We start from the raw sequence: 23,983 nt of genomic DNA, 5'->3' as shown, positions 1-23,983 counted from the left end.
TTGTGTGGGAGCTTTAGTCCGTCGCACCCTTGTGAGGCATTCATGACCCGTGCTGGCTTGTTTTTGGGTCATGCGACGCAGGAACCGAATCCGAGACCGGCATCTGGCGTCTCGTCCACCGTGTAATAGGCTCGTTCGGATCAGATGGACTGAAGCCCCATGATGTCCCTGACCCTCAAGGGATCAAGGCGAATCGTGCCGGAGATCCTGTCGATGGACTCCATGCTGCCTCGGCGTAACAATAGGTCGCGTGATTAATAGCCTAGTAGTGTTACCGCCGAGGTGAGCGCCTTCACTCCGACTGATTTGTAGCAAAGCTCGTACCACCATGGTGGCAAACTCGAATTAGCGACAGGTCAAGATCAAAACTTGTAACCTTGCGACATCTTCTTTCATATCTGAATACGTACGCGCACCGCCCTGGAGCATGAGCCCAGAGCATCCGCACACAAATGGAGCGCACATGAGCGAACCCTTGATCATTGAGCCTGAAAAAACGGTCGACGCCTGCGTTATCTGGCTGCACGGCCTGGGTGCAGACCGCTACGACTTTCTGCCTGTGGCCGAAGCGCTGCAGCAGTCATTGCTCACCACCCGCTTCATTCTTCCGCAAGCGCCGACCCGCGCGGTTACCGTTAATGGCGGTTATGAGATGCCCAGCTGGTACGACATCAAGGCCATGAGTCCGGCGCGCGCCATTGACCGTGATCAGTTGGAAGCCTCGGCCCAGCGCATTCTTGCCCTGATCGAGGAGCAACGGGACAGCGGCATCGACCCGGCCAGAATCTTTCTGGCAGGCTTCTCCCAGGGCGGCGCGGTCGTGCTGCACACCGCCTTTCTGCGCTGGCAAGGCCCGCTGGGCGGGGTCTTGGCTCTGTCCACCTATGGTCCGACGTTTAGCGAACAGATGAGCCTGTCAGCCAGTCAGCAGCGCATTCCGGTGCATTGCTTGCATGGCATCTACGATGAAGTCGTGCACAACGCGATGGGCCGGACCGCCTACGAGCATCTGAAAGCCCAGGGCGTCACCGCCACATGGCAGGAATACCCAATGGGCCACGAAGTGTTACCGCAGGAAATTGCCGATATAGGCGTCTGGCTCGGGGATCGGCTGCGCTGAGCAGCTCATTTGTTCCTTTCTTTTGTCTGGCGGATTTGGTATGGCACTACGCCGCGCCGGGTTCTTGCTTTACACTGCCCGGCGTATATTCCTTAATCAATCGATGAGATGACCGTGCTCAAAGCACTTAAAAAAATGTTCGGTAAAAGCGAGGCTGAGCAGCTCGCGCCAGCTGCTCCTCTCCCCGTTTCCAAGAGTCCGACCGAAGGCACTTACCAGGAAACCACCACATCTGTTGCGCCTGCGGCAGAAACGCAGGTCATCAGCCAGCCTGCGCGTTCACGCCCCAAGACCGAACGCCCACGCCGCGAGCGCGCACCGAAGCCTGTCGTAGCGCCGTGGAGTGTCGATGAGTTCGTCGTTGAGCCTCAGGAAGGCAAAACCCGCTTTCATGACTTCCCATTGGCGCCAGAGCTGATGCACGCCATTCAGGATCTGGGCTTTCCGTATTGCACGCCGATTCAGGCGGGCGTGCTGGGTTTCACGCTCAAGGGCAAGGACGCGATCGGTCGCGCGCAGACCGGGACCGGTAAAACCGCAGCCTTTCTGATCTCGATCATCACTCAACTGACCCAGACTCCGCCGCCGAAAGAACGCTATATGGGCGAGCCCCGGGCGCTGATCATCGCGCCGACCCGCGAGTTGGTGGTGCAGATCGCCAAGGATGCCGCGGCATTGACCAAATACACCGACCTCAACGTCATGACGTTCGTCGGTGGTATGGACTTCGACAAACAGCTCAAGCAGCTCGAAGCCCGTCATTGCGACATCCTGGTGGCCACTCCCGGCCGTTTGCTGGACTTCAACCAGCGCGGCGAAGTGCATCTGGACATGGTCGAGGTGATGGTGCTGGACGAAGCAGACCGCATGCTCGATATGGGTTTCATCCCTCAAGTGCGCTCGATCATTCGGCAGACCCCGCACAAGGGCGAGCGGCAGACGCTGTTGTTCTCGGCGACCTTCACTGATGACGTCATGAACCTCGCCAAGCAATGGACCACCGACCCTGCAATCGTTGAGATCGAGTCGGAAAACGTTGCCAGCGACAACGTCGAGCAGCACATCTATGCCGTCGCTTCGGCTGACAAGTACAAGCTGCTCTATAACCTGATCAACGACAACGGCTGGTCGCGGGTGATGGTCTTTGCCAACCGCAAGGACGAAGTGCGGCGCATTGAAGAGCGTCTGGTGCGCGATGGCGTCAACGCTGCGCAGTTGTCCGGCGATGTTCCGCAGCACAAACGTATCAAGACGCTGGAAGGCTTTCGCGAAGGCAAGATTCGTGTGTTGGTGGCGACTGACGTTGCCGGTCGCGGGATTCATATCGATGGCATCAGCCACGTGATCAACTTCACCCTGCCAGAAGTGCCGGACGATTACGTACACCGCATCGGGCGTACCGGTCGCGCCGGGGCGGATGGGGTGTCGATCAGCTTTGCGGGGGAAGACGACTCGTATCAGCTGCCGTCCATTGAAGAGAAGCTGGGTCGCAAAATCAGCTGCGAAACGCCGCCGACCGAGTTGCTGCGAGCTGTGGTGCGTCGGCCAAAGGTACAGCCTGCGGCGGAGTGATCCCGCCCGTTCTTCAAATACGGCGCTGCTTTGAACTCTGGGAGCGAAGTCATTCGCGAGAGGCTGGTACAGCCGATAGAGATTTTCGGCAGCGCCACCGTATCGCGAATGAATTCGCTCCCACATTGTTTTTGCGTCCGGCCGGCAAGCCGATTATTTCCAGCGATCCGCCGCCTGGTGATCGCTCTCCCGCCCTTCCACCCAGCGCGGCCCTTCTGAAGTGTTCTCCTTCTTCCAGAACGGCGCACGGGTCTTCAGATAATCCATCACGAAATCGCAGGTCTCGAATGCCGCCTGACGATGAGCGCTGGCAACTCCGACAAAGACAATCGGCTCTCCCGGCTCGAGCGCACCGACACGGTGCAGCACCTCGACCTTGAGCAACGGCCAGCGCTGCTGTGCCTCATCGACAATTTTGCCCAACGCCTTTTCTGTCATGCCCGGATAGTGTTCCAGAAACATCCCCGACACGTCCCGGCCATCGTTGAAATCCCGAACGTAGCCGACGAAGCTCACCACCGCACCGACACCCACATTGGCATCATGCATCGCGTTGACCTCAACCCCTGGGTCGAACGCCGAAGCCTGCACACGAATGGCCATGCTCAACCTCCGGTAACGGTCGGAAAGAACGCCACTTCGTCCCCAGGCTTCACGGGCTCGTCGAGCGAGCAGAGTTCCTGATTGCGCGCGCACATGATGCTCTGCTCGCTCAGTACTTCCCACACGCCGCCGCGCTGCAACAGGTGCTGACGCACGGCGTCGACTGTGGCGAAATCGCCTTCGATATTTTCGCTTTCAGTGCCCAGCGTCTCGCGGAAACGGGCGAAGAATTGAACCTGAACATGAATAGTCATTGCGCCCCCACCTGGTCGTCGGCCACAAAATGGCCGCTCTTGCCGCCGAGTTTTTCCAGCAGCCGCACGTGCTCGATGACCATGCCACGGTCTACTGCCTTGCACATGTCATAGATCGTCAGCGCGGCGACGCTCGCAGCGGTCAGCGCTTCCATTTCCACACCGGTCTGCCCGGAGAGTTTGCAACGGGCGACGATGTGTACGGTGTCAGTGCCTTCGGCGTTGAGCTCGACCTTGACGCTGGTCAGCATCAGCGGGTGGCACAGTGGGATCAGGTCGCTGGTTTTCTTCGCCGCCTGAATCCCGGCGATACGTGCCACCGCGAATACATCCCCTTTCGGATGGCCGCCGGCAACGATCATTTGCAGGGTTTCGGGAAGCATGCGCACGCGCGCTTCGGCCACGGCTTCACGGGACGTCACGGCTTTTTCGGTGACGTCGACCATATTGGCGCGACCTTGGGAATCGAGATGAGTAAGCACGGGATGACTCCTGGACAGGAGTCGGGATTGTAGCGCTTGTAAACGCGGAACTGTAGGAGCCGACTTGCTGGCGAGTACTGCAGGTCAGTCAACATAGATGTGGATGACCCGCCGCATTCGCAGCAAGCCGGCTCCTACAAAGGATTTGGCGAGGCACCCTGTAACGGTCCGGCTGGCCCGACGGCAGCGATTTCAACGGCGCACCGACGGCAAGCCGGACCGCTACAGGGTTGGAAATGGGCGCCGACATTCGGCGCCCACAGGATCGAGCAGCGTTTTTACAGATGGCTCTCCGCATACTCGGCGAGAATCGAGCGTGGAACCCCTTGCAGGGTGATGTGCACGCCACTGGGGAAATCCTTGAAACGCTCCGTCAGGTAGGTCAGGCCAGAACTGGTGGCTGACAGGTAAGGAGTATCGATCTGCGCCAGGTTGCCCAGGCAGACCACTTTGGAGCCGGCACCGGCACGGGTGATGATGGTTTTCATCTGGTGCGGGGTGAGGTTCTGGCACTCATCGATCAGAATCAGGCTTTGCTGGAAACTGCGGCCTCGAATGTAGTTGAGTGATTTGAACTGCAGCGGCACCTTGCTGAGGATGTAATCGACACTGCCATGGGTGTTCTCGTCATCCATGTGCAGCGCTTCCAGGTTGTCGGTGATAGCGCCAAGCCACGGTTCCATCTTTTCCGCCTCGGTGCCGGGGAGGAAGCCGATCTCCTGATCGAGGCCCTGCACGCTGCGCGTGGCGATGATGCGGCGATAACGTTTGCTGACCATGGTCTGCTCGATGGCAGCGGCCAGCGCCAGGATGGTCTTGCCCGAGCCCGCGGCGCCGGACAGATTGACCAGGTGGATGTCGGGATCGAGCAGCGCAAACAACGCCAGCCCCTGATAGATGTCACGCGGTTTCAGGCCCCAGGCTTCCTGATGGAGCAGCGGCTCCTGGTGCATGTCCAGCAACAGCAACTCATCGGGTTTGACGCCTTTGACCCAACCGACGAAGCCCTGCTCATCGATGATGAACTCATTGATGTGAACCGCCGGAATCTGTTCCGTCATCTGCACTTTATGCCAAGTGCGGCCATGATCCTGACGGGTATCGACCTTGCTCACGCGGTCCCAGAAGGAACCGGTCATGGTGTGGTAGCCGCGCGACAACATCGACACGTCGTCGACCAACTGGTCGGTGCTGTAGTCCTCGGCTTCTATGCCACAAGCACGTGCCTTGAGGCGCATGTTGATGTCTTTGGTGACCAGCACGATGCGCACTTCCTTCTTGCGCGCGTGCATGTCGATCAACTGGTTGATGATGATGTTGTCGTTCAGGTGTTCCGGTAGAAGACTGTTGGGTTCTTCACGCTTGCTCATCAGGATGGACAGGTAACCCTTGAAAACGCCTGTACCGCGATCGATCGGTACGCCTTGCTCGACCTCCTCCGGGGTCGCTTCGCCAAGTGTCTTGTCGATCAGCCGGATAGCCTGGCGGCATTCAGCGGCGACCGAGTGTTTGCCCGCCTTGAGCTTGTCCAGTTCTTCCAGGACAGTCATGGGGATTGCGACGTGGTGTTCTTCGAAATTCAGCAGTGCGTTTGGATCGTGAATCAAAACGTTGGTATCGAGCACATAGAGGATTGGCTGGTTAGAGGAAGGGGTGCGTCCGTGGTCATCCATACTCGCTCACCTTTGTAGAAGCCAGATAACGCAACACATAGCGATGCTGCGCTAATAAAAGGCCGCCGAGGCTCCCATCCTTGAGGCTTCGTACGAAAAGTGGCTGCGCTCGGCCATGCTGCGTTAAAACCGGCTCGGAATGCTCATTTAGGAGCCTAAACTCCGCTTCCTCGCCTGTTTTTGCCTTGCCTGGCCTTCGCTCGCCGACTTTTCGTACAAACCCATAGCAGGAGGGAATTGCGCAAAGTGGGGTCTGGGTGACGCCACCTGTGTTGCAGGGTTCGGCGGTCTGTTGTCGTAATACCGCAAAACCGATGACATAAAAAAGCGTTTTGATTGGAATTTGAAGTTTATTTCACAGCATGACGAATAGCCCTTGGCGGATGCCTCCCACGCGTTTACATTCGGAAGTCCGGTCGGCGAGAAACCCTCGCGAAAATCCGACCGTCCCTGCCTAACGTCTACCCTACTCCCCTTGTTCTCCGGGCTCTTCAGCCTGATCGGTGGACTGCTGCGGCTGATCTGCAGGCTGCTGATCTTCCGGTTCATCGCTGTCCTCGTCCCCGGGCGCGTCCTGATCGGCTTCGTCCGACAGTTGCTGAGGATAAATATGACAGTCCTCCCACGAAATCCCGCTCTGCGCGAGATTGGCCATCAGCCACGGCACGGCCTGTTGCGCCTTGTCGGTGGTGTCGTGGAAAACGATATTGCCGCGACGCCACAGCAACATCAGGGTCAGCACCCGGTGCGCGGTCTGCTCGGCGCTGATACGTCCGGTTGCGTCCTGGGAATCGATGTTCCAGAGCGAAACGCGCAGCTGTTGATCGCGGAAAAATTGCGCGCTGTCGGCCCGGCGATGCCCGTAAGGCGGGCGGAACAGCGGGACAAAATTGTCCGGCAGCATCTGCTGGGTCAGCGTCGCGGTGCGTTCGATGGAGTCCTGCCAGCCGTTCCAATGGGCGTGAGAGCGATATTCCCAACCCTGCAGGCCGACACACTGCTGACGGTAGAGGGTCTGCAGCGCCTGGGGCGAGGTGCTGTCGATACGACTTTGCAGACTCTTGCCAAGGACAAAGAATGTGGCGTTGATCTTCTGTTGGCGCATGAAATCGGCCAACCAGTCGGTCGCGCCATCGGCGGCCGTCGGACCGCTCTCGAAATTGAGCAGAAAGGTGCGATCCGGCATTTCATCGCCACTGAGCTCGTCCGAGTTGTAGCGTTCGACTTCACTGCTGGTCTGCGGGAACAGCGCCGCCATGCGCAGCAATTCGTTCAGGTAACGCTGGCTGAAGGCGTCGGCGGGCGCCGCCCAGCGCGCATAAAAGGAGTCATCGGCGACTTTGTACTCCGCCGCGCGCTGACGCAGCATCGGCACGTCGTCGACCAGCACACAGAAAGACGCATCGGCTTCACAGGATTGCTCGGCGGCTTTCCAGTTATCGAACAGACGCGCCCACAGACGGTTCCGAATCAGATTCACCGTCGCCATATTGAGTTGGCGGAGTCCCAGCCGATCGGCCAGTTGAATATCGCTGAGGTTCTCACTCTCCAGTAACTGGTGGGCGAAGCTGAGGATCTGGGCACGGGAAGCCACATCGAACAATTGCGGGGTCTCCAGGGCTTCAGGCCAGACACTGCGATCGATCGTCGCGATATCCCCGGTCGCCGCCTGAGCGTTGAGCCCCAGCAGACAGGCACCGATCAATAACAACATGCGCAAAACGACGTGCTCCCAATCCTTGAACAAAGAGGCCGAAACCGGCGAGGCACTATAGCGGATTTGCATGCTGGAGCCGCAAGAGCGCCTCAGAACTGCAGAAGCCGGCTTGCTGGCGAATGCGTCGGGTCAGTTACAGATAGGTGACTGACTGGCCCGGCTCGCCAGCAGGCCGGCTCCCACGAGAGATCAGCGCAAGCATTGTGCTGCACCTATCACCACCATAGCTGGAGTCATCCGCGCGCAACCCCTAGAATCGCCCCCACGATTAAAGGAGACGACCGCATGCTGATGGTGATATCCCCGGCGAAAACCCTCGATTTCGAAACACCGCCGACCACCGAACGCTTCACTCAGCCTCAATATCTGGATCACGCGCAGGAGTTGATCACACAACTGCGCGAATTGAGCCCGGCGCAGATTGGCGAGCTGATGCACCTTTCCGACAAACTTTCAGGCTTGAATGCGGCCCGCTTCGGCAGCTGGACCCCGGCCTTCACGCCGAGAAACGCCAAACAGGCAATCCTGGCATTCAAGGGTGACGTGTACACCGGCCTGGACGCTGAGACCCTCGGCGAAACAGACCTGGATTACGCCCAGCAACACCTGCGCATGCTCTCGGGCCTCTATGGGCTGCTGCGCCCCCTAGACCTCATGCAGCCTTATCGTCTGGAGATGGGCACCAAACTGACCAACGCCCGTGGCAAGGATCTTTATGCGTTCTGGGGCAATCGCATCAGCGAATGGCTCAATGAAGCCCTGGCGGAACAGGGCGACGACATCCTGCTCAACCTCGCCTCCAATGAATACTTCTCGGCTGTCAAACGCCCAGCTCTCAAGGCACGCGTCATCGACACCGAATTCCGCGATCAGAAAAACGGGCAGTACAAGATCATCAGCTTCTACGCCAAAAAAGCGCGCGGCATGATGAGCCGATTCGTGATCTCCGAGCGCATCGACAAGCCAGAACACCTGAAACAGTTCGATGCGCAGGGATACCGATTCAGCAAAGATCTATCCACCGCAGACAAGCTGATCTTCCTCAGGGATGAAGCTGACGCCTGAAAGCCAAGCCCGGATACGCCACCGTGCTAGTAGGAGCCGGCCTGCTGGCGAACGCGGCAGGTCAGTCACAAATGCGCTGTCTGACACTCTGCGTTCGCCAGCAAGCCGGCTCCCGCAGGTTTTGCAAGGGGCTCTGATTTCTGCAACCCACACACATCCGCTATAGCAGCCCGGCTCGCCAGCTGTAGCGGTCTCGCGGATGCCACCTCCGGCAAGCCGTGCTGCGGTTACGCCTCCCAGCGGCGGGATTTAATCCGTGCCATTCGAAACACCCGATATACATCCCCAACTTAGCCCCGCCTCCAATCCACAAGAAAGGCAAAGTACGCCAGCGCACCAAAACAGCCCTCTTCCTTCCAACTTTCCAAGTTCCCAATTAGCCGTTTTTCCAGACGAACGGCATCAACGACAACGGCTTGGCGCCAATAACCAGACACCCCTTAAAGTCCCGAGGATTTTCTCAAAAATTTAACAACTTTTTTTTGTAATGGCGTATCGCCTTATCACACTAGTGGCAGATTTAGATGCGCTTCCCCTAACCCCTTAATACAAAGGACTAAACCGAAAGTGCTATCACAATGCAACCATCTTCAATATCGAAGCTGTATTGAAAATTCTCGAAAAGAGGACGAGCGGCCAGGAACTTATAGGGAAACCTCACGCTCCTACATCCCGTAACAATTCTCGTCCACCTTGTGAGACATCTCTTACATGGCATAAGGACAGATCTGAAAGTTACAAGTCAACGTAGTAAGACCAACCCGGTCTTGTGGTACGTACACGGAGAGGACGCACCAAACTAGTTGAGATAGGTCGAGCAAGCACCAATCGGGTGCTGAAAGCCACTGACGAGCAGGATAATACTGAATCATGGCCACAAGCCCTGAGCCAGAGGCGCGGCAGCGACTCGCAACCATCCGGTGGAGTGTTATGCCATATCCCAGATCGGGAACTCATACATATATATATGGGCTACCCGACGCTTGAAATCTGTAACATTCGAGCCCGCCTGACGAAACAGGTCGCTCCTATTAAATTCTGCCTGTGCTTGTGTCACGACATTAACTTGTTGTGCGGACGAGTGCGCGAAACTTGTTAGACAGTACTTATATCCAGCCAACTAATGGCGTAAAAATCGAGGAGATTACGATGCATATCAGCATCTTTGGTTTGGGCTATGTCGGTGCAGTATGTGCCGGCTGCCTCTCGGCACGTGGTCATGATGTGGTTGGTGTGGATATTTCCAGCGCCAAGATCGATCTGATCAATCAGGGCAAATCTCCGATCGTAGAGCCGGGTCTGGGCGAGCTTCTGGAAAACGGTATCAAGAACGGCAAACTGCGCGGCACCACCGACTTTTCGGAGGCAATTCGTGCCACCGACCTGTCGATGATCTGCGTCGGCACCCCTAGCAAGAAAAACGGCGACCTGGAACTGGACTTCATCGAATCGGTATGCCGCGAAATCGGTTTCGTACTGCGTGAAAAAACCTCCCGCCACACCATCGTCGTGCGCAGCACCGTTCTGCCGGGCACCGTCGCCAACGTGGTCATTCCTATTCTGGAAGATTGCTCGGGCAAGAAGGCCGGCGTCGATTTCGGCGTTGCCGTAAACCCCGAGTTCCTGCGTGAAAGCACTGCGATCAAGGACTACGACCATCCTCCGATGACCGTAATCGGCGAGTTCGACAAGGCGTCCGGCGACGTTCTGCAATCGCTGTACGAAGAGCTCGACGCACCGATCATCCGCAAGGACATCGCCGTTGCCGAGATGATCAAGTACACCTGTAACGTCTGGCACGCGACCAAGGTCACCTTCGCCAACGAAATCGGCAACATCGCCAAGGCGGTCGGCGTCGACGGCCGCGAAGTGATGGACGTGGTCTGCCAGGACAAATCGCTGAACCTGTCGCAGTACTACATGCGTCCAGGCTTCGCATTCGGCGGTTCCTGCCTGCCGAAAGACGTGCGCGCCCTCACCTACCGCGCAAGCTCCCTGGACGTCGAAGCGCCGCTGCTCAACTCCCTGATGCGCAGCAACGTGTCCCAGGTGCAGAACGCCTTCGACATCGTCGCGGCGAGCGACACCCGCAAAGTCGCGCTGCTGGGTCTGAGCTTCAAGGCCGGCACCGACGACCTGCGCGAAAGCCCGCTGGTTGAACTGGCCGAGATGCTGATCGGTAAAGGTTTCGACCTGAGCATCTACGACAGCAACGTCGAATATGCCCGTGTCCACGGCGCCAACAAGGACTATATCGAGTCGAAGATCCCGCACGTTTCGTCCCTGCTCAACTCGGATTTCGATGCAGTGATCGACAACTCCGACGTGATCATTCTCGGCAACCGCGACGAGCGTTTCCGTGCCCTGGCCAACAACGCTCCGGCCGGTAAGAAAGTCATCGATCTCGTCGGCTTCATGACCGGTACCACCACCGAGAACGGTCAGACCGAAGGCATCTGCTGGTAAAGCAGCGGCAAGCTGCCAGCTTCAAGCGACAAGTATTTAAAGCCAGCCCCAGGCCTCAGGTCCTAAGCATTTCGCTTGGACTTGTGGCTTGAAGCTCGCGGCTTGCAACTGATTTTAGGGATCCGACTATGCACAGGCTCAGACATGGCTTTCTTCAGGCCGCCGGTTGGTTGTTTTATTTAAGTTTGCTGGCTGCCATCGCAATGGCGCTGCCGGCAACTCTGTTCGACTCGCAGTCCAAAGACTTTATTTTCCTGGTGGGTATCGTTGGTATCTGGCGTTACTCGATGGGCGCAACGCACTTTGTGCGCGGCATGATCTTTCTCTACATCGTTTATCCACACTTGCGCCGCAAAGTACGCAAGTTGGGCAAGGCGGCCGACCCGTCTCACGTGTTCCTGATGGTCACCAGCTTTCGTATCGACGCGCTGACCACCGCTCAGGTCTACAGCTCGGTAATCCGCGAAGCCATCGCTTGTGGCTACCCGACCACTGTTGTCTGCTCGCTGGTTGAAATGTCCGATGAGTTGCTGGTCAAGGCGATGTGGGCCAAGCACAACCCGCCCAAGCACGTGACACTGGACTTCGTACGTATCGCCGGCACCGGCAAGCGTGACGGTCTGGCCTTCGGTTTCCGCGCCATCTCGCGTCACATACCGGACGACCGTGCGGTGGTTGCCGTAATCGATGGTGACACTGTCCTGGCCGAAGGCGTGGTGAAGAAAACCGTGCCGTGGTTCCAGTTGTTCGGCAACGTCGGCGGCCTGACCACCAACGAATTCTGTGAGGTGCGCGGCGGCTACATCATGAGCGAGTGGCACAAGCTGCGCTTCGCTCAGCGTCACATCAACATGTGTTCGATGGCCCTGTCCAAACGCGTACTGACCATGACCGGACGCATGTCGGTCTTCCGCGCCACGGTGGTCACCGACCCCGCCTTCATCGCAGACGTCGAAAGCGACTCGCTGCAGCACTGGCGTCTGGGCCGCTTCAAGTTTCTGACCGGCGACGACAAGTCCAGCTGGTTCAGCCTGATGCGCCTGGGTTACGACACCTTCTACGTACCGGACGCCGCGATCAACACGGTCGAGCATCCGCCGGAGAAGAGCTTCCTCAAGGCCAGTCGCAAGCTGATGTATCGCTGGTACGGCAACAACCTGCGCCAGAACTCGCGCGCGCTGGGTCTGGGTGTCCGCCGTCTGGGTGTGTTCACCAGCATCGTACTGTTCGACCAGCGTGTGTCCATGTGGACCTCGATCCTGGGGCTGACCGTTGCCGTGCTCGCAAGCTTCAAGTACGGCGTGAGTGTACTGCTGGCCTACCTGCTGTGGATCGGCATTACGCGCCTGATCCTGACGCTGCTGCTGTCCTGCTCGGGACACAAGATCGGCCCTGCCTATCCCGTAATTCTCTATTACAACCAGATCGTCGGCGCACTGATGAAGATCTACGTCTTCTTCCGCCTCGACCGCCAGTCCTGGACACGCCAGGACACCAAACTGAGCCGCGACATGGCCAGCTTCCAGGGTTGGTTCAACACCTGGTCGTCTCGAACCATGACTTTCTCGGCTGGCAGCATCTTCGTTGCCGTGCTGCTGACAATGGTCTGACGGGTCTCTGACCGCACCAATGGATCAACTTGATTAATCAGGAATTACCGCCATGAATACAGCCGTGAATGCAAACGTCGTCCATGAATCCGAAGCCCAGCGCCAGCACGCACGGGTCAAGATCCCAGCCAAGCTGCGCCTGCTCAACGGTCAGCCGAACGCGCCGCTTGTGCGTATCGAAGATCTTTCCGCCGGTGGCCTTAGCTTCGTGGCGCCAAGCAACCTGAAGCTGACCCCCGGTCAAGTGATCAAGGGCCGTTTGCAATTCCTGATCGACAATCTCGGACTGGCGATGGACGTCGAATTGCAGGTCCGTTCCGTCGATTCGGCCAGCGGCCGCGTCGGTTGCCAGTTCCAGCATCTGGAAGCTCAGGACATCGCTACCCTGCGTCACCTGATCACCTCGCACCTGTCAGGCGACATCGTCAGCATGGGCGAAGTGCTCGCTACCCTGCAGCGCGACAATTTCACCAAGGCACGCAAGGTCAAGGACAGCGGCAGCGGCCTGAGCGCATTCGGTCGCCTGCGTGCGGTCACGTTCAGCGCCGGTATCTTCGTCGTGGGCCTGGTGGCGTTCGGTTTCGTCGCGAAATCCGTTTACGGCATGTACTTCGTCAGCCATTCCACTTCCGGTCTCGTCAGCGTACCGACCTTGGATGTGACGATGCCGCGTGAAGGCACCATGACCAGCCTGGTCGCGCCTAACGGCCAGGTTGCCAAAGGTGCACCGCTGGCCACGTTCAACACCAGCATGCTGGATATGCTCAAAGGCAACCTCGACCCGAATGAAATGCAGCCGGCGAAGATCGAAGAACTGTTCGGTCGCCAACTGGCCGGGACCATGACCAGCCCCTGTGATTGCGTCGTCGGCAAGCAACTGGTCGCCGACGGTCAGTACGCCAGCAAAGGTCAGGTGATCTTCCAGATGATCCCGCGCAACGTGGCCGCCAACGTCGACGCCCGCTTCACCTATCGCCAGTTCTCCGACGTGCAGCCGGGTGCTCGCGTCAACTTCCAGGTGGCCGGTGAAAACACCACGCACAGCGGCAAGATCGTCAACGCCACTGCCCTGAGCCCGGCCGATCTGTCGTCCGATATTCGTGTGCAGATCCAGCCTGACGAATCGTTGAGCAGCACGCTGGCAGGTCTGCCGGTGGAAGTGGTCAGCGATCGCGGCCCTTCGCTGAACTGGTTGATCGATAAAGCCACGGCCGCAGGTCTCTAAACATGGCTAGCCCACTACGAAGCTTGTCAGCCCCTACGTTGTTGAGCCTGGCGATCGCAATCGGCCTTGGCGGCTGTGCCGGTCTGCCCGATCAACGCCTGGCCAATGAAGCCTTGCAACGCGGCGATACCGCGCTGGCGGAGCAGAACTACCGGCAACTGGCGGACCTGGGTTATAGCGATGCGCAGGTCGGTCTTGCGGACATTCAGGTCGGTACCCGCGATCCGGAACTGATCAAGCAGGCCGAAGCGACTTACCGCGCGGCAGCCGAGACATCGCCACGGGCGCAATCGCGTCTGGGCAAGCTGCTGGCGGTCAAACCCAACTCCACCGAGGCCGAGCAGCGCGAAGCCGAAGGTCTGTTGAAGAAAGCCTTTGCCAACGGCGAAACCGGCACCTTGATTCCGCTGGCGATGCTCTACCTGCAATACCCGCACACGTTCCCCAACGTGAACGCGCAGCAGAAGATCAACGATTGGCGCGCGCAGGGTTATCCGGAAGCCGGTCTTGCCCAAGTGCTGCTGTATCGCACCCAAGGCACCTATGACCAGCATCTGGCTGACGTCGAAAGCATCTGCAAACAGGCACTGCGCACCAATGATGTCTGCTACATGGAACTGGCCACGGTCTATCAGAAACGTGGAGAAGCCGACAAGCAGGCTGCGCTGCTGGAGCAGATGCAAAGCGGCTATGCCAACGGCAGCGTCCCGGCCATGCGGGTCGACACCGTCGCTCGCGTGCTTGCCGACGCCACCTTGGGCAAGCCTGACGAAAAGACCGCCCAGCAACTGCTGGAGAAAGTCGCCCCTGGCTACCCTGCTTCCTGGGTAAGCCTGGCGCAACTGCTCTACGACTATCCCGAGCTGGGTGACGTCAACAAGATGATGGAATACCTGGACAACGGCCGCGCCGCGGATCAACCGCGCGCCGAACTGCTGTTGGGCAAGCTGTATTACGAAGGCAAGCTGGTCCTGCCCGATGCGAAGAAAGCCGAGGAGCACCTGACCAAGGCCGCTCCGACACAGATCTCCGCGCACTACTACCTGGGCCAGCTTTACCGCCGTGGTTACCTCGGCCACCCGGACGCGCAAAAAGCCGTCAACGAGTTGCTGACCTCAGCCCGTGGCGGCCAGAACAGCGCCGACTTCGCCCTCGCGCAGCTGTTTTCGCAAGGCAAGGGCATCAAGCCCGATCCGGTCAACGCCTGGGTTTTCGGCCAGCTCGCGCAGGCCCAAGGCACTCCGCAGGCTGCGGATCTGATGCAGCAACTCAACGATCAACTGCCGCCTGAGAAGCGTGCCCAGGCGCAGAGTCTTCTCCAACGCGAACAGCAGGTCCGTGGCACCACAGCGCAGAACGCGCTGGCCTTGCAGACCCTGCAAGAAGAAAAAGACGGCGAGGACGCACCTCTATGAAGCTTAAGTTGAACCCTCTGATGGCGGCCGGGCTCGGCCTGGGCTTCACCCTGATCTGGGCCACGCCGACATTGGCTGCACTGACCGAAGACAAGAATTTCGGCATCGAAGTGAAAGCCACCGGCCAGTTGGAAGACGACCGTGACCTGGGCACCCGTGGTGGTGGCGACGTCAACGGTGTCGGTCTGGACCTGCGCCCATGGATGTACGGCCAATGGGGCAACTGGAGCGGCTATGCGATGGGCCAGGTGGTGACCGCCACCGATACCATCCAGACCGACCCGCTGGATCAGCAAGTGACCGACACGAATGGCCAGGCCAGCCAGCGTGCCCGTAAAACTTCCAGCAGCCGTGAAGTGGACGACAGCTATGCGGCCTTGCGTGAATTCTGGATTGGCTACAGCGGTTTCACGCCCTACCCTGGCGAGCTCCTCAAGTTCGGCCGTCAGCGTCTGCGCAATGACGACGGCCAATGGCACGACACCAACATCGAAGCGCTGAACTGGACCTTCGACACCACGCTGCTCAAAGCGGAAGTCGGCGCTGCACAGCGCTTCAGCGAATACCGTACCGACTTGACCGAACTGTCAGCTGAGGACAAGGATCGCCAGCACGTCTTCGGCGACGTGGCTTATCAGTGGACCCCTGGCCAGTGGGCCGGTATACGCGCCCATCATAGTCATGACGGCGGCAGTCTTAAACGTCCGGGCAAGTCCATCGATGACCTGGACAAGACCAGCCGAGGCGACCTGACCTGGCTCGGTATTCAGGCCAACAGTGACGCCTACAACTATCGCAACCTGAACACCGTCAATTACTGGGGCAGCCTGACTTGGCTGACCGGTGATCGTGATCGACTCGCCACCACTTACGACGCCCCTGCCGACCAGTATGTCGCGGGCCAGAAAAACAACGAAAACGTCAACGGCTGGGCAACCGACCTGGGGCTGCGTTTCCGTCTCGACCCGATGTGGCAAGTCGGTGGCGCCTACTCCCGCGCCAGCAAGAACTATGAACAGAACGGCCTTGAGAGCAACCGCTCGAACTGGACCGGTACCCGCTCGCGCGTGCATCGCTTCGGCGAGGCCTTCCAAGGCGAAATGGCCAACGTAGAGTCTGGCTCCCTGTTCGCGTCCTGGCAGATGCAGGACGAGTACGACGCCTCGCTGATCTACCACAAGTTCCGTCGCGTCGATGGTCATGCCGGCATTGGTGGTGCGGGCATCAACCCGGCGCGCGAGAACGTCGATTCCGACGGCATCAGTACCTTCGATTCTCTGCCGCTGGAAGACGGTCGCAAGGATCTGGGCCAGGAGATGGACCTGGTGGTCACCAAGTACTTCAAACAAGGCCTGCTGCCCGCTTCGGTGAGCCAGTCCTTCGACGAACCGTCGGCGCTGATCCGTCTGCGCGCGGGCGTGTTCAAGCCAGGCGATGCGTACCACAGCGGTGTCGACGACTACATGCACCGCGCCATCGTCGACGTCATCTGGCGCTTCTGATGCAAGCCGCTATAGGAGTGCAATGAGATGAACAGCCAAGCAAACAGTTTGCGGCCCCTGACCAGACCACGTGCCTGGCCACACGCCCTGCTTGAAAGCGCAGTGCTGAGCAGCGCTCTGCTGTTGGCCAGTGCCTCGGCCATGGCCAACAGCCCTGCGCCGGCCCATGCTCCCGCCGTGCAACCGGCCGCGGGCGAGGAAGTGGTCAAGGGTCTGCATCAGGCCAAGACCTATACCATCACCAGTCCGCCTGCCGGGCCGCTGATGATGGACAAACCCAAGTTGCCGGACCTCTCGGGTTACACCCAGCAGGCCATGCAGAAGAAGATCGTGCGCAGCAAACCGGGCAAGGTTTCGATCCGCCGCATGATGCAGGAAGACTCGCTGAAGGAGTTCATCGGCGGCGACAACAAGATGGCCGAATGGGTGGCGCGTCAGCACGGTATTCCGCAGGCGATCTTCGTCGACGATGGCTACATGAACCTGCAGGAGCTGGCGAAAAAGGTGCCTAAGCAGTACCTGAACGAGACGTCGCCGGGCGTATTCCTGGCGCGCCTGCCGATCGTGGTCGGCAAGAAAGGCATCTTCGAAGTCGACAAGAAGACCACCGAGCTGCGCCTGTCTCAGGAAGCCGGTGCGTTTCTGGTCAATGACAACCAGCTGTTCATGGCCGACACCAGACTGACCGGCTGGAGCGAGAAAGCCAACGGCCCGTCCACGTTCAAGGCGCCGAAGGAATTCCGTCCGTTCCTGCTGTCCTGGGGCGGTTCCCAGACCTACATGTTCAACACCAAGGTCGCAAGCCTGGGCTACAACAACAGCAAGTCGTACGGCGTCAGCATTTCCCAGTACACGCCGAACATGAAGGCGCAGATGAACCGTCCGGATCCGACCGGCTGGATCGTCAATTCCGAGTTCTCTGATCTCTGGTACGGCTTCTATTGCTATGAAACCCGCGACTTCGTGATCAAGAGCAACACCTACCACGACAACATCATCTACGGCATCGACCCCCACGACCGTTCCCACGGTCTGATCATTGCCGAGAACACGGTCTACGGGACGAAGAAAAAGCACGGGATCATCGTGTCCCGTGAGGTGAACGATAGTTTCATCATCAACAACAAGAGCTATGAGAACCACCTGTCCGGCATCGTTCTTGACCGTAACAGCGTGAACAACCTGGTGGCCTACAACGAGATTTACCGTAACGACACCGATGGCATCACGCTGTATGAAAGCGCCGACAACCTGCTGTGGGGCAACCGCGTGTTCGCCAACAAACGTCACGGCATTCGGGTCCGCAACAGCACCAACATCAAGCTGTACGACAACCTGGCCATTGGCAACGGTCTGATGGGCGTCTACGGCCACATCAAGGATCTCTCCGATACCGATCGCGACATCAAGCTCGATCCGTTCGATGCCGAGGTGTCGCTGCTCCTGGTCGGCGGTGAACTGACCTCCAACGGTTCCGGCCCACTGTCCATCGATTCGCCGCTCAGCGTCGAGCTGTACAAGGTATCGATGCTGGCGCCGAGCAAGAGCACCGGTATCAGCTTCAACGGCGTGCTGGGCGAGCGTCAGGATGAAATCCTCGATCTGCTGGTTCGCCAACAAAAGCCCGTGTTGATTGACCCGGTCGAAAGCCAGAAACAACTCCGGGACTGAGGAAGCCATTTCTATGCACGCACATTTGATCAAACTGCTCAGCCTCTCGGGCCTGACCGTCGCACTGTTCGCAGCCGCCAATGCCGCCCGTGCCGACGATGCGGCAGCGCCGAGCTTTACCGCCGAACCTTGCTGCAGCCTGTGCCCCGAAGCGCATGACGAGAAGAACTACGTCAGCCGCTACCAGCAGAACTTCACCACGCTGGTCCAGGCTCAAGGTGACTGGCTGTTCAGAACGAAAGAAGACCTGCGCACCGAGTTCGATACCACCCCCGAAGGCTACCGCCGCATGCAGCAATTGCACGACGCGTTCAAGAGCAAGGGTGTCGAACTGGTCGTGGTGTATCAACCGACCCGCGGGCTGGTCGATCGCAACAAGCTGTTCCCGGCCGAGCGCGACAAGTTCGACTACAACACGGCGCTGCGCAACTATCAGGCCATGCTCGGTCGCTTCGCGAAAATGGGCTACACCGTACCGGACCTGTCGCCGCTGACCAACGAACAGCAGGCCCATGATTTCTACTTCCGCGGTGACCAGCACTGGACGCCATACGGTGCTCAGCGCACGGCGAAAATCGTCGCCGAATCGGTGAAGAAAATGCCGGAATTCGCGAGCATTCCCAAACGCGAATTCGAGACCCATCTGTCTGGTCGCATGGGCAAGAAGGGCACTCTGCATAACATGGCCGGTCAACTGTGCGGCACCAGCTACGCGATTCAATACATGGATCAGTTCGAGACCGAACCCAAAGGCGAAGCGGCTGACGGCGATCTGTTCGGCGACTCCGGTAACCCGGAAATCACCCTGGTGGGTACCAGCCACAGCGGCAAGAACTACAACTTCGCCGGCTTTCTGCAGGAATACATCGGTGCTGACGTGCTGAACGTCGCCTTCCCCGGTGGTGGCCTTGAAGGGTCGATGCTGCAGTACCTGGGCAGCGATGACTTCCAGAAACACCCTCCGAAAATCCTCATTTGGGAATTCTCGCCCCTGTACCGCCTGGACCAGGAGACCATCTATCGCCAGATGATGTCGCTGCTGGACAACGGTTGTGAAGGCAAACCGGCGCTGATGACCACCAGCACCACTCTCAAGCCAGGTACCAACGAGCTGTTGGTCAACGGCAAAAACGGCATCAAGGACGTGCGCAACGGCAGTAATCAGATCGACATCAAGTTCGCCGACACCTCGGTAAAAACCCTTCAGGCGCGCCTCTGGTACATGAATGGCCGCCACGAAGACCTGAAGATCGAAAAACCTGAAACATCTGAAACCGACGGGCGCTTCTCCTTCGAACTGCGCGATGACAAGGACTGGGCCGACCAGCAACTGCTCGCACTGGAAGTGCAGGGTCCTGAAGCGGGCGCGGCGCCACAGCAGGTCGAAGCGAAAGTATGCAAACGCAACGTGTTCCCGAATGTCGCGCATCAAACCGCGCAAGCCGGGTTATGAGGCTCTTATGCACACTCCAAAACTGATGCTCCCCACCCTCCTCTCGCTGGCAATACTGTCTTCGGCGGCGTTCGCCGCCAGTGCCAGCGCTGCGTCGACACTCGTGCCGCCGAAGGGTTACTACGAAGGCGTCGAGAAATTCAAGAGCGGCGAAGGCAAGTTCAGCTGTGACGCCACACCGCAGCCCTATACCGGCTCGCTGCAGTTTCGCAGCAAGTACGAGGGTTCGGACAAGGCTCGCGCGACACTGAACGAGGCCTCGGAAAAAGCTTTCCGTGATACCACCAAGGACATCACCACCATGGAGCGCAACACCAGCAAAGTGGTGATGCAGTACATGCGTGACGGTCGTCCGGAACAGCTGGACTGTGCGCTGGGCATGCTCACCACCTGGGCCAAGGCCGATGCCCTGGAGTCCAAAGACTTCAACCACACCGGCAAGTCGATGCGCAAATGGGCGCTGGGCAGCATGTCATCGTCCTACCTGCGTCTGAAATTCTCCGATTCGCATCCGCTGGCCACCCGTCAGCAGGATGCGCAGGTGATCGAGGCCTGGTTCAGCAAGCTGGCCGATCAAGTGGTCAGCGACTGGGACAACCTGCCGTTGGACAAGACCAACAACCACTCCTACTGGGCAGCATGGTCAGTGATGTCCACCGCCGTGGCCACCAATCGCAAGGACCTGTTCGACTGGTCGGTGAAAGAATTCAAGGTCGCGGCCAATCAGGTCGATCAGCAAGGCTTCCTGCCTAACGAACTCAAGCGCAAGCAACGTGCGCTGGCGTACCACAACTACGCCCTGCCACCGCTGGCGATGATCGCCAGTTTCGCCCAGGCAAACGGCGTTGATCTGCGTCCTGAAAACAATGGCGCGCTGAAGCGTCTGGGTGATCGGGTACTGGCTGGAGTCAAGGATTCGGGCAACGAATTCCAAGCCCGTGATGGCCAGAAGCAGGACATGACGGACCTGAAAACCGACATGAAATTCGCCTGGCTGGAACCTTATTGCTCGCTCTACGACTGCGGCCCGGACGTTCTGGATCAGAAGCACAAGATGCAGCCATTCAAGAACTTCCGCTTGGGCGGCGACCTGACCCGCACCTATGACCCAAGTCATGAGAAGGGCGAGAAAGGCGGTTCGTAAGAGTAACTGCTGAACGCAGCCCCACTTCGGGAGCAGCTTTATCCGCGAGAGGCCGGTCTGGACAACTCAGAACCGACCCGCAAGCGGCGGTGACACAAACACCGCCATCGCGAATAAATTCGCTCCCACAGGGAGTTTCGGGTTGCGGTGAGCTGCATGCTTTATCCCTCCATTTCGATGGGGGGTTTGGGGGGGCTTCGGCCCTTGATGCTGGACAAACGGAGAGATAAGGATGGTTTTCTCATCCAACGTGTTCCTGTTCCTGTTCTTGCCGGTGTTTCTCGGCTTGTACTACATGAGCGGGCAACGCTATCGCAACCTGCTGCTGCTGGTGGCCAGCTACGTGTTCTATGCGTGGTGGCGAGTGGACTTCCTGGCACTTTTCGCAGGCGTAACGCTGTGGAACTACTGGATCGGCCTGCGCGTCGGCGCCGCCGGGGTCAGGACCAAACCGGCACAGCGCTGGCTGCTGCTGGGTGTCGCGGTCGACCTGTGCATCCTGGGCTACTTCAAGTACGCCAACTTTGGGGTGGACAGCATCAACGCGATCATGACCTCGTTCGGTCTTGAGCCGTTCATCCTGACCCACGTGCTGTTGCCGATCGGGATCTCGTTCTACATCTTCGAGTCCATCAGCTACATCATCGACGTCTACCGTGGCGATACCCCTGCTACGCGCAATCTGATCGACTTCGCAGCGTTCGTGGCGATCTTCCCGCACCTGATCGCAGGTCCCGTGCTGCGGTTCCGCGACCTGGTGGACCAGTTCAACAACCGCACCCATACGCTGGACAAGTTCTCCGAAGGCGTGACCCGGTTCATGCAGGGCTTTATCAAGAAGGTCTTCATTGCCGACACCCTGGCCGTGGTGGTCGATCATTGCTTCGCCCTGCAGAACCCGACCACAGGCGATGCCTGGCTCGGCGCGCTGGCTTACACCGCGCAACTGTATTTCGACTTCTCCGGTTACAGCGACATGGCCATCGGCCTGGGCCTGATGATGGGTTTCCGCTTCATGGAAAACTTCAAGCAGCCTTACGTCAGCCAGTCGATCACCGAGTTCTGGCGCCGCTGGCACATCAGTCTGTCGACCTGGCTACGCGACTACCTGTACATCACCCTGGGCGGCAACCGGGGAGGCAAGGTCGCGACCTACCGTAACCTGTTCCTGACCATGCTGCTGGGCGGCCTGTGGCACGGCGCCAACATCACCTACATCGTCTGGGGTGCCTGGCACGGTGTGTGGCTGGCGATCGAGAAAGCGCTGGGTATCAACACCACGCCGCGTACGTTCAACGTCGTGCGTTGGGCCTTCACCTTCCTGCTGGTGGTGATGGGCTGGGTGATCTTCCGTGCCGAGAACCTTCACGTCGCCGCTCGCATGTACGGCGCCATGTTCAGCTTCAGCGAATGGCACCTCTCGGACCTCAACCGCGCCAGCCTCACCGGGTTGCAGGTGGCGACCCTGATCGTGGCGTACATCACCCTGGCATTCTTTGGCTTGCGTGATTTCTATCAGAACCGCGCGCCAGCCAAACCCAAAAGTGATCAGCCTGTTCAAGCAGACGGCCCTGCCTCCGCAGTGCCAGGCCTGATCAAAGCGGTTCCGGGCGACAAGCCGGACAGCATTCATCAACCGGGTTACATCGTCGGCACCGAGGCGCAGGTACAGCCTGCCTACTGGACCGCCGACTGGTCGCGCTATGTCATGCGCGCCCTGATCCTGCTGATGTTCGTTGCCTCGATTCTCAAACTCTCGGCGGCCAGTTTCTCGCCGTTCCTGTACTTCCAGTTCTGAGGAGCCTGACATGACCCGTTCATTACGTTTCCTCTACATTTTCCTGTTCCTGGCGATCCTGCTGGTGCTGGGCCTGTGGTCGCTGCGCAGCTTCATCGGTTTCTCGACCTCCAAGGAAACCACGGTGCTAAACGGTCACTGGACCAAGGCCGTGGAAACCCGATATGACGAAGAGTTTCCGATCAAGCGTCTGGGCACCAACCTTTGGGCTGCGCTGGATTACAAGGTATTCAACGAAGGCCGTCCGGGGGTGATCCTGGGCAAGGATCAGTGGCTGTACACCGACGAAGAATTCGACGCGGTGGCCAATGGCGAACAGAACGAAGCGGACAACCTGGCGATCATCCAGGGCGTGCGTGACACCCTGAAAAAACAGGGTACGCAACTGGTGCTGGCCATCGTTCCGGCCAAGACCCGTCTGTACCCGGAGCACGTCGGCGACAACAAACCGGCTGCGCTGCATACCGACCTGTATCAGCAGTTCCACGCTCAGGTGAATCAGGCCGGGATCTTCGCGCCTGATCTGCTGGCGCCGCTGCAACGCGCCAAGGACAAAGGCCAGGTCTTCCTGCGCACCGACACCCACTGGACGCCGATGGGTGCCGAAGTGGTGGCTCAGCAGCTGGGCGAAGCAATCTCCAAACAGACTCCCCTGAGCGGCGATCCGCAGACCTTCGTCACCGAAGCCAAGTCCAGCGCGCCGTACAAGGGCGACCTGACCAACTTCCTGCCACTGGATCCGCTGTTCAGCAACTTGTTGCCGAAACCGGATGACCTGCAGCAGCGCAGCACCAACCCGGCCCAGGCCGAGGGTGAAGGTGGTGATGCACTGTTCGCCGACAACTCGGTGGCGGTCGGCCTGGTCGGCACCAGCTACAGCGCCAACCCCAACTGGAACTTTGCCGGCGCCCTGAAACAAGCCTTGCACAGCGACGTCGTGAATTACGCCGAAGATGGCCATGGCCCGATCCTGCCGATGCTCAAGTATCTGCAGACCGACGCCTTCAAGAGCAGCCCGCCGCAGGTGCTGATCTGGGAGTTCCCGGAACGCTACCTGCCCGCTCACAACGACCTGACCGAGTTCGATCCGCAGTGGATCGCCGAACTCAAGAAGGCTCGTGACCCTCAACAAAATCTGGCTCAGAACGCCAACAACTCCAGCTTCGTGACATCCGAGCCGCCCCAGCGGGCGCAAAACTAAAGAGGACTACTC

16 protein-coding genes and 2 pseudogenes are annotated in these 23,983 nt (G+C 58.9%); 13 read left to right on the top strand and 5 right to left on the bottom strand.

Annotation, left to right across the window (positions count from 1 at the left end):
- The first annotated feature begins 463 nt into the window (after nucleotides 1-463).
- On the top strand, nucleotides 464-1,120 hold the full coding sequence (locus ACRER8_RS13725) for an alpha/beta hydrolase (RefSeq protein WP_431746796.1): 657 nt from the start codon (nucleotides 464-466) through the stop codon (nucleotides 1,118-1,120).
- A 285-nt stretch (nucleotides 1,121-1,405) separates the two neighbouring features.
- Nucleotides 1,406-2,692, top strand: a pseudogene (gene rhlB, locus ACRER8_RS13720) (ATP-dependent RNA helicase RhlB); the annotation flags it as partial.
- A 153-nt stretch (nucleotides 2,693-2,845) separates the two neighbouring features.
- Here rhlB and moaE read toward each other — a convergent pair.
- The 5 genes and pseudogenes from moaE to ACRER8_RS13695 form a co-directional block, all read right to left on the bottom strand.
- Entirely contained in the window at nucleotides 2,846-3,295 is a 450-nt protein-coding gene (moaE, locus tag ACRER8_RS13715) for a molybdopterin synthase catalytic subunit MoaE (protein ID WP_431746795.1), read from the bottom strand.
- Nucleotides 3,296-3,297: 2 nt separating this feature from the next.
- Nucleotides 3,298-3,549 carry a molybdopterin converting factor subunit 1 gene (gene moaD / locus ACRER8_RS13710; RefSeq protein WP_431746794.1) on the bottom strand — a complete coding sequence of 84 codons (252 nt, stop codon included), beginning with the start codon at nucleotides 3,547-3,549 and terminating at the stop codon, nucleotides 3,298-3,300.
- A complete protein-coding gene (moaC, locus tag ACRER8_RS13705) occupies nucleotides 3,546-4,031 on the bottom strand; it encodes a cyclic pyranopterin monophosphate synthase MoaC (protein WP_431746793.1) in 486 nt (161 codons plus the stop codon). The genes moaD and moaC overlap by 4 nt, the downstream gene beginning before the upstream one ends.
- A 278-nt stretch (nucleotides 4,032-4,309) precedes the next feature.
- Nucleotides 4,310-5,704 (bottom strand): PhoH family protein, encoded by a 1,395-nt coding sequence (locus tag ACRER8_RS13700; RefSeq protein WP_431746792.1) that lies wholly within the window; start codon nucleotides 5,702-5,704, stop codon nucleotides 4,310-4,312.
- A gap of 613 nt (nucleotides 5,705-6,317) precedes the next feature.
- Nucleotides 6,318-7,418: pseudogene (locus ACRER8_RS13695) on the bottom strand (polysaccharide deacetylase family protein); the annotation flags it as partial.
- A gap of 288 nt (nucleotides 7,419-7,706) precedes the next feature.
- Between ACRER8_RS13695 and yaaA the strand changes: the two are divergent.
- From yaaA to ACRER8_RS13640, 11 genes are all read left to right on the top strand, one after another.
- Nucleotides 7,707-8,486, top strand: coding sequence for a peroxide stress protein YaaA (yaaA, locus tag ACRER8_RS13690; RefSeq protein WP_431746791.1), 780 nt, complete (start codon nucleotides 7,707-7,709; stop codon nucleotides 8,484-8,486).
- A gap of 1,149 nt (nucleotides 8,487-9,635) precedes the next feature.
- Nucleotides 9,636-10,952, top strand: coding sequence for a nucleotide sugar dehydrogenase (locus ACRER8_RS13685; protein ID WP_431746790.1), 1,317 nt, complete (start codon nucleotides 9,636-9,638; stop codon nucleotides 10,950-10,952).
- A gap of 128 nt (nucleotides 10,953-11,080) precedes the next feature.
- The gene (gene alg8 / locus ACRER8_RS13680; protein ID WP_431746789.1) at nucleotides 11,081-12,562 is read left to right on the top strand and encodes a mannuronan synthase; all 1,482 of its coding nucleotides are present in this window, start codon (nucleotides 11,081-11,083) and stop codon (nucleotides 12,560-12,562) included.
- A gap of 52 nt (nucleotides 12,563-12,614) precedes the next feature.
- Nucleotides 12,615-13,787, top strand: a complete 1,173-nt coding sequence (locus tag ACRER8_RS13675) for a PilZ domain-containing protein (RefSeq protein ID WP_431746788.1) — start codon at nucleotides 12,615-12,617, stop codon at nucleotides 13,785-13,787.
- 2 nt (nucleotides 13,788-13,789) lie between these two features.
- Nucleotides 13,790-15,202: an alginate biosynthesis TPR repeat lipoprotein AlgK gene (gene algK, locus ACRER8_RS13670; protein WP_431746787.1), complete on the top strand. Its 1,413-nt coding sequence runs from the start codon at nucleotides 13,790-13,792 to the stop codon at nucleotides 15,200-15,202.
- Nucleotides 15,199-16,704 (top strand): alginate export family protein, encoded by a 1,506-nt coding sequence (locus ACRER8_RS13665; RefSeq protein ID WP_431746786.1) that lies wholly within the window; start codon nucleotides 15,199-15,201, stop codon nucleotides 16,702-16,704. Before algK ends, ACRER8_RS13665 begins: the two co-directional genes overlap by 4 nt.
- A 27-nt stretch (nucleotides 16,705-16,731) precedes the next feature.
- Complete coding sequence (gene algG / locus ACRER8_RS13660) at nucleotides 16,732-18,375, top strand: mannuronan 5-epimerase AlgG (RefSeq protein ID WP_431746785.1); 1,644 nt, start codon at nucleotides 16,732-16,734, stop codon at nucleotides 18,373-18,375.
- A 13-nt stretch (nucleotides 18,376-18,388) separates the two neighbouring features.
- The gene (locus ACRER8_RS13655; RefSeq protein WP_431746784.1) at nucleotides 18,389-19,828 is read left to right on the top strand and encodes an alginate O-acetyltransferase; all 1,440 of its coding nucleotides are present in this window, start codon (nucleotides 18,389-18,391) and stop codon (nucleotides 19,826-19,828) included.
- Between the two features lie 7 nt (nucleotides 19,829-19,835).
- Nucleotides 19,836-20,972, top strand: coding sequence for a mannuronate-specific alginate lyase (locus ACRER8_RS13650; RefSeq protein ID WP_431746898.1), 1,137 nt, complete (start codon nucleotides 19,836-19,838; stop codon nucleotides 20,970-20,972).
- A 232-nt stretch (nucleotides 20,973-21,204) separates the two neighbouring features.
- Nucleotides 21,205-22,770 carry an MBOAT family O-acyltransferase gene (locus tag ACRER8_RS13645; protein WP_431746783.1) on the top strand — a complete coding sequence of 522 codons (1,566 nt, stop codon included), beginning with the start codon at nucleotides 21,205-21,207 and terminating at the stop codon, nucleotides 22,768-22,770.
- Nucleotides 22,771-22,780: 10 nt separating this feature from the next.
- Nucleotides 22,781-23,971, top strand: coding sequence for an alginate O-acetyltransferase (locus ACRER8_RS13640; protein WP_431746782.1), 1,191 nt, complete (start codon nucleotides 22,781-22,783; stop codon nucleotides 23,969-23,971).
- The last annotated feature ends 12 nt before the right edge of the window (nucleotides 23,972-23,983 follow it).

It is taken from the genome of Pseudomonas sp. (assembly GCF_050739935.1).
Taxonomy (GTDB): domain Bacteria; phylum Pseudomonadota; class Gammaproteobacteria; order Pseudomonadales; family Pseudomonadaceae; genus Aquipseudomonas.
The sequence above is the reverse complement of the archived record's forward strand: the minus strand, read 5'-3'. Positions and strand labels throughout refer to the sequence as shown.

Excerpts from the sequence above, each read along its gene's own strand:
- ACRER8_RS13655 (WP_431746784.1), top strand. The coding sequence starts at position 18,389 with ATGCACGCACATTTGATCAAACTGCTCAGCCTCTCGGGCCTGACCGTC.
- ACRER8_RS13645 (WP_431746783.1), top strand. The coding sequence starts at position 21,205 with ATGGTTTTCTCATCCAACGTGTTCCTGTTCCTGTTCTTGCCGGTGTTT.
- ACRER8_RS13650 (WP_431746898.1), top strand. The coding sequence starts at position 19,836 with ATGCACACTCCAAAACTGATGCTCCCCACCCTCCTCTCGCTGGCAATA.
- ACRER8_RS13640 (WP_431746782.1), top strand. The coding sequence starts at position 22,781 with ATGACCCGTTCATTACGTTTCCTCTACATTTTCCTGTTCCTGGCGATC.
- moaD (WP_431746794.1), bottom strand. The coding sequence starts at position 3,549 with ATGACTATTCATGTTCAGGTTCAATTCTTCGCCCGTTTCCGCGAGACG.
- ACRER8_RS13665 (WP_431746786.1), top strand. The coding sequence starts at position 15,199 with ATGAAGCTTAAGTTGAACCCTCTGATGGCGGCCGGGCTCGGCCTGGGC.
- yaaA (WP_431746791.1), top strand. The coding sequence starts at position 7,707 with ATGCTGATGGTGATATCCCCGGCGAAAACCCTCGATTTCGAAACACCG.
- ACRER8_RS13700 (WP_431746792.1), bottom strand. The coding sequence starts at position 5,704 with ATGGATGACCACGGACGCACCCCTTCCTCTAACCAGCCAATCCTCTAT.
- ACRER8_RS13685 (WP_431746790.1), top strand. The coding sequence starts at position 9,636 with ATGCATATCAGCATCTTTGGTTTGGGCTATGTCGGTGCAGTATGTGCC.
- alg8 (WP_431746789.1), top strand. The coding sequence starts at position 11,081 with ATGCACAGGCTCAGACATGGCTTTCTTCAGGCCGCCGGTTGGTTGTTT.
- moaE (WP_431746795.1), bottom strand. The coding sequence starts at position 3,295 with ATGGCCATTCGTGTGCAGGCTTCGGCGTTCGACCCAGGGGTTGAGGTC.
- algG (WP_431746785.1), top strand. The coding sequence starts at position 16,732 with ATGAACAGCCAAGCAAACAGTTTGCGGCCCCTGACCAGACCACGTGCC.
- ACRER8_RS13725 (WP_431746796.1), top strand. The coding sequence starts at position 464 with ATGAGCGAACCCTTGATCATTGAGCCTGAAAAAACGGTCGACGCCTGC.
- ACRER8_RS13675 (WP_431746788.1), top strand. The coding sequence starts at position 12,615 with ATGAATACAGCCGTGAATGCAAACGTCGTCCATGAATCCGAAGCCCAG.
- algK (WP_431746787.1), top strand. The coding sequence starts at position 13,790 with ATGGCTAGCCCACTACGAAGCTTGTCAGCCCCTACGTTGTTGAGCCTG.